A 5,234-nucleotide genomic window follows, 5' to 3' on the forward strand; every position below is an offset into this window, starting at 1 on the left:
ATGGGTTTACAGCGGTCCTGAAAACCTCCGCCCGGTGCTCCGCCGCCACAGCACCAAACCGAAACGCCGGGCCAAAAGCCTGCAGAACGCAATTTCAAACCAAGAATTTGGAAAAGACGAGGCAACCATGACCGATAAGCGCCACGACCCCAGCCGTAAAATTGCCGCACCCACCGGCACCAAACTGAACGCGAAAAGCTGGCTCACCGAAGCGCCCCTGCGCATGCTGATGAACAACCTGCATCCCGACGTAGCCGAACGCCCGGAAGATCTCGTTGTATACGGCGGCATCGGCCGCGCCGCGCGCGACTGGGAGTGCTACGACAAAATCGTCGAAGTTCTCAAGCGCCTCGAAGACGACGAAACTTTATTGGTCCAATCCGGCAAACCCGTCGGTGTATTCAAAACACACGCCGACGCCCCCCGCGTACTGATCGCCAACTCCAACCTGGTCCCCCACTGGGCCAACTGGGAACACTTCAACGAGCTGGATAAAAAAGGCCTCGCCATGTACGGCCAGATGACTGCCGGCTCCTGGATTTACATCGGCTCCCAGGGCATCGTCCAGGGCACCTACGAAACCTTCGCCGCGGTCGCGCGCAAACACTTCGACGGTGAAGCCAAAGGCAAATGGGTACTCACCGGCGGTCTCGGTGGCATGGGCGGCGCCCAGCCGCTGGCTGCCACCATGGCCGGCTTCTGCATGATCGCCGTCGAGTGCGATGAAACCCGAATCGACTTCCGCCTGCGCACCGGCTACGTCGACAAGAAAGCCACCAGCCTCGACGAAGCGCTGGCGATGATCAACGAAGCGATGGAAAACGGCGAAGCCATCTCCGTCGGCCTGCTCGGCAACGCCGCCGACGTATTCCCGGAAATTGTCGACCGCGGCATCCTGCCGGACTGCGTTACCGACCAGACCTCCGCCCACGATCCACTGAACGGCTACCTGCCGAAAGGCTGGACCATGGAGCAGGCCGCCCTCTTAAGAAACACTGGGCGCAAAGCCGACGAAGCATTGGTGGTGAAGGAAGCCAAGAAATCCATGGGTATCCAGGTGGAAGCCATGCTCGCCCTGCAGGAGCGCGGTGCCGCCACCCTCGACTACGGCAACAACATTCGCCAGATGGCGTTTGAAGTGGGCGTAGAGAACGCATTCGACTTCCCCGGTTTTGTTCCCGCCTACATCCGCCCGCTGTTCTGCGAGGGCATCGGCCCCTTCCGCTGGGCTGCACTGAGTGGCAACCCGGAAGACATCTACAAGACCGACGCCAAGGTAAAAGAACTGATCCCGGACAATCCGCAACTGCACAACTGGCTGGACATGGCCCGCGAGCGCATTCAGTTCCAGGGCCTGCCCGCACGTATCTGCTGGGTCGGCCTGAAAGACCGCGCGCGTCTGGCGCTGGCGTTCAACGAGATGGTCGCCAACGGCGAACTCGAAGCGCCGGTAGTGATCGGCCGCGACCACCTCGACTCCGGCTCCGTGGCCAGCCCCAACCGCGAAACCGAATCCATGATGGACGGTAGTGATGCGGTATCCGACTGGCCGCTGTTGAACGCACTGCTGAACACCGCCTCCGGCGCGACCTGGGTATCCCTGCACCACGGCGGCGGCGTCGGCATGGGCTTCTCCCAGCACTCCGGTGTGGTGATCGTGTGTGACGGCACCGAAGCGGCGAAAAAGCGCATCGAGCGCGTACTGTGGAACGACCCGGCCACCGGTGTGATGCGTCACGCGGATGCAGGCTACGACATCGCAAAAAATTGCGCGCGCGAGCAGGGTCTCGATCTTCCAATGCTGAAAGACTGATTGGCATTTTTTTAATTCTCATCCGCCGTGCCATCATGGCATGGCGGACGTAAAAATATTTTCGGTGAAAAATTTATGTACCAACTGGAAATCAATCCCGGCCAACTGAGCCTGGAACAGCTGCGCCGCGTTGCCCGCGAGCCGGTAAAACTGACCCTGAACAAAGACGCCCACGCAGCCATCAATGCGTCCGCTAAAACCGTGGCCGATGTACTGGAACAGGGTCGCACCGTTTACGGCATCAACACTGGCTTCGGCTTGCTAGCAAACACCAGCATCAAGAAAGAAGACCTGGAAACCCTGCAGCGCGCCATCGTCCTGTCCCACGCCGCCGGCACCGGCAACTTTATGGGTGAAGACACCGTGCGCCTGCTGATGGTGCTGAAGATCAATTCCCTGGCTCGCGGTTTTTCTGGTATCCGCCTGGAAGTGATCGAAGCGCTGATCAAACTGGTTAACGCTGGTGTGTATCCGGCGATTCCGGAAAAAGGCTCCGTGGGCGCCTCCGGTGACCTGGCGCCGCTGGCGCATATGAGTGTGGTGCTGCTGGGCGAGGGCGAATGCTTTATCAATGGCGAACGCAAACCGGCCGCGGAAGGCCTGCGCTTTGCGGAAATGCGCCCGGTGGTGCTGGCACCGAAGGAAGGTCTCGCGCTGCTGAACGGCACCCAGGCGTCCACCGCCTTTGCTCTGCAGGGGCTTTTCTCTGCGGAAGACATGTTCGCGGGTGCGGTGGTTACCGGCGCGCTGACGCTGGAAGCGGCCAAGGGCTCCCGCCGTCCGTTCGACGACCGTATCCATATGGTGCGCGGCCAGCAGGCGCAGCGTGATGTCGCCGCAAGCTACCGCGACCTGCTGGGCGATCACAGTGAAATCGGCGCGTCCCACGAGGACTGTGAAAAGGTGCAGGACCCCTATTCCCTGCGCTGCCAGCCCCAGGTAATGGGCGCCTGCCTGCAGCAGATCCGCTTCGCCTCTGAAATCCTGCTGGCGGAAGCCAACGGCGTGTCCGATAACCCGCTGGTGTTTACCGATGTGGAAAACCCGGAAAACTCCGACATCATTTCCGGCGGTAACTTCCATGCGGAACCGGTGGCGATGGTGGCCGATAACCTGGCACTGGCAATTGCGGAAATCGGCTCCCTGTCCGAGCGTCGCATGGCCCTGCTGATCGACTCCAACCTGTCCGGCCTGCCACCGTTCCTGGTGGACAACGGCGGGGTAAACTCCGGCTTTATGATCGCGCAGGTGACCTCTGCGGCACTGGCGAGCGAGAACAAGACCTTCGCCCACCCGGCAAGTGTCGACTCCCTGCCCACCTCCGCCAACCAGGAAGACCATGTATCCATGGCCACCTTCGCCGGCCGCCGCCTGCGCGACATGGCTGACAACACCTGCGGCATCCTCGCAGTGGAATTGCTGGCAGCCTGTCAGGGGCTGGATTTCCGCGCACCGCTGAAGACTACCGAGAAACTGGAAAGCGCCAAGGCTGCCCTGCGCGAGCGGGTCTCCTTCTATGACAAGGACCGCTACTTCGCGCCGGATATCGAAGAAGCCAAGCAACTGCTGGCGAGCGCGTATTATCGCGAGTACCTGGCTGCTGACATGCTGCCCAGCAACCGGTAATTGATCACCGGGCGGGCTTCCCTAGCGCCGCCATGTGCGCAAGGGAAGCCTGACTCACCCGGGCACTGAAAACACGCAATCAATTTGTAGATTTCAATGCGGCTTCAGGAGACTGGGCGCCGTATTTTTTTGCCAGTTTGCTGCTCATTTTCCCGGTTGATGCCCATACCAGCAGTGCCACCCAGGCAATCCACGATAGTCCCGCCGGGATATTCGCAAGAAAGATCTTCCCCAGGTGCGCGCGATTGAAAAAGACTGCAAGAAAGCTCGGCAAAAACCAGATCGCGAAAAAGAAGATAACGAATCCGACCGTTTGGAGCGCATTCATTTGAGCAAGTAGATCGAGGAATTCGGAAAGTTTCTGTTCGAGGTTCGACAACATGGTTTATGACTCTTTAATGATTGGGGTTATTTATTCACTGATCGACCAACACTCTTTGTAGTACCTGCACTATTCGTTTTCTTACAATTTATTTTTCAGACTATTCGATATTTTCTCGCTGCCATTTCGAAATCTGCTGCTCACCACTGTTTATCTGCCGCCAGTACCAGACACTCCAGGCTCCCATCGCCAGCGCGAAGACAGAAATCCAGGTAAAGGCAAAACGACCATCGCCGTCGAAAACCGGCTCCAGCCATCCATAGACTGACATCCACTGCCACACAGCAAGAATCACCAGTTCCGCGATAAAAAACAGCCAGGCAAAGCGCAACATGCGGCGTTTGCGCGCCAGGCGCAGTCGCAGCAGATCCAGATAGCCGCGCACTGATTCTTCCAGCGGCTCCCACACACCCCGGCGGTTAGACACCGAAAAGGCCATTGCCCAGACCAGGAGCACCACTACCAGTAGCGCACGCCAGGGGGCATCATCCACTTTGCTAATAAGCATCAGGTAAACACTACCAACCCCCACCAAGATTGAAGCTATCCATTCAAACCAGGCATATAAGCGCATGCGGCGCTCCTGCTTGCCGACCTGTGCGCGAATAGCTTCAGGTACCGGCACCGCAACCGGGGCTTGCTGCCAGAGGTTTGCGAGCGCCTGCAACCCGTCGTCTGTTTTTTGATCAACGGCGGGTTTACCATTTTCATAATCGCTCATGAGCTGTTTCACACCGTTTCAGTCAATTTTGTATTCAGGCGCTCGCGGGCGCGGTTAAGGCGAACCGCCACATTGGATTCACTGATGCCCACCACCTCGGAAATTTCGCTGTAACTCAGGCCCTCAAAACGCAGGGTAAGCACTTGCCGCATCCCCAGCGGCAGCCTGGATACCGCACGTATCAGCCGTTCAGCGTCGCGGCTCCGCACCAGTTGCGCCTCGGGACCTGGGCGCTCGTCGACGACCGTATCCAGTACATCGCCGTCGTCGCTGTCGCGGCGGCGAGCCAATTGGGTGACGCTGCGGTTGTGGGCAATGCGGTAGACAAAAGTGCGCAGGCTCGATTCCCCCCGGAACGTCGGCAACGCCCGCCAGATGGCCAGCCATATTTCCTGTACCAGGTCATCCCGCTCTGCCCGGTTGCGCACGTAGCTACTGGCCAGGCGCGCAATGCCACCACCGCAGTCCCCGATTAATTGGTTAAAGATCTGTTCGCGCGCGTCCAAGCTATGTTCTTCTGTCCGTATTCTGGGGCCGCTGTGAGCGGGTAATACCACGTACTGTACCCAGCGCCGTCAGAACCTTACATAAATTTTCACCCCGCCCGTCCCGCCATCTTCCGAAGCGCCCAGAACCGATAACACCACTTCAGTCACGATTCGGCCCAGATTGACGTTTACGTTAACGTAAAC

The 5,234-nt window shown here is 58.9% G+C and carries 5 protein-coding genes; 2 read left to right on the forward strand and 3 right to left on the reverse strand.

Annotated features, from left to right (window positions below; translation table 11 throughout):
• Positions 1-127 precede the first annotated feature (127 nt).
• Both hutU and hutH read left to right on the forward strand, forming a co-directional pair.
• Positions 128-1,813, forward strand: coding sequence for a urocanate hydratase (gene hutU, locus B4U49_RS01300; protein ID WP_078082787.1), 1,686 nt, complete (start codon positions 128-130; stop codon positions 1,811-1,813).
• A 75-nt stretch (positions 1,814-1,888) separates the two neighbouring features.
• Positions 1,889-3,439 carry a histidine ammonia-lyase gene (gene hutH / locus B4U49_RS01305; protein ID WP_078082783.1) on the forward strand — a complete coding sequence of 517 codons (1,551 nt, stop codon included), beginning with the start codon at positions 1,889-1,891 and terminating at the stop codon, positions 3,437-3,439.
• Between the two features lie 79 nt (positions 3,440-3,518).
• Here the strand turns inward: hutH and B4U49_RS01310 are convergent, their stop codons facing one another.
• The 3 genes from B4U49_RS01310 to B4U49_RS01320 all read right to left on the reverse strand — a co-directional run bounded on the left by B4U49_RS01310 (position 3,519) and on the right by B4U49_RS01320 (position 5,048).
• Positions 3,519-3,821: a superinfection immunity protein gene (locus B4U49_RS01310; RefSeq protein WP_078082784.1), complete on the reverse strand. Its 303-nt coding sequence runs from the start codon at positions 3,819-3,821 to the stop codon at positions 3,519-3,521.
• Between the two features lie 100 nt (positions 3,822-3,921).
• Positions 3,922-4,554, reverse strand: a complete 633-nt coding sequence (locus B4U49_RS01315; RefSeq protein ID WP_078082785.1) for a hypothetical protein — start codon at positions 4,552-4,554, stop codon at positions 3,922-3,924.
• The gene (locus B4U49_RS01320; protein WP_078082786.1) at positions 4,551-5,048 is read right to left on the reverse strand and encodes an RNA polymerase sigma factor; all 498 of its coding nucleotides are present in this window, start codon (positions 5,046-5,048) and stop codon (positions 4,551-4,553) included. Before B4U49_RS01320 ends, B4U49_RS01315 begins: the two co-directional genes overlap by 4 nt.
• Between the last annotated feature and the right edge of the window lie 186 nt (positions 5,049-5,234).

Source organism: Microbulbifer mangrovi (genome assembly GCF_002009015.1).
Lineage (GTDB): Bacteria > Pseudomonadota > Gammaproteobacteria > Pseudomonadales > Cellvibrionaceae > Microbulbifer > Microbulbifer mangrovi.

Excerpts from the sequence above, each read along its gene's own strand:
- hutU (WP_078082787.1), top strand. The coding sequence starts at position 128 with ATGACCGATAAGCGCCACGACCCCAGCCGTAAAATTGCCGCACCCACC.
- hutH (WP_078082783.1), top strand. The coding sequence starts at position 1,889 with ATGTACCAACTGGAAATCAATCCCGGCCAACTGAGCCTGGAACAGCTG.
- B4U49_RS01310 (WP_078082784.1), bottom strand. The coding sequence starts at position 3,821 with ATGTTGTCGAACCTCGAACAGAAACTTTCCGAATTCCTCGATCTACTT.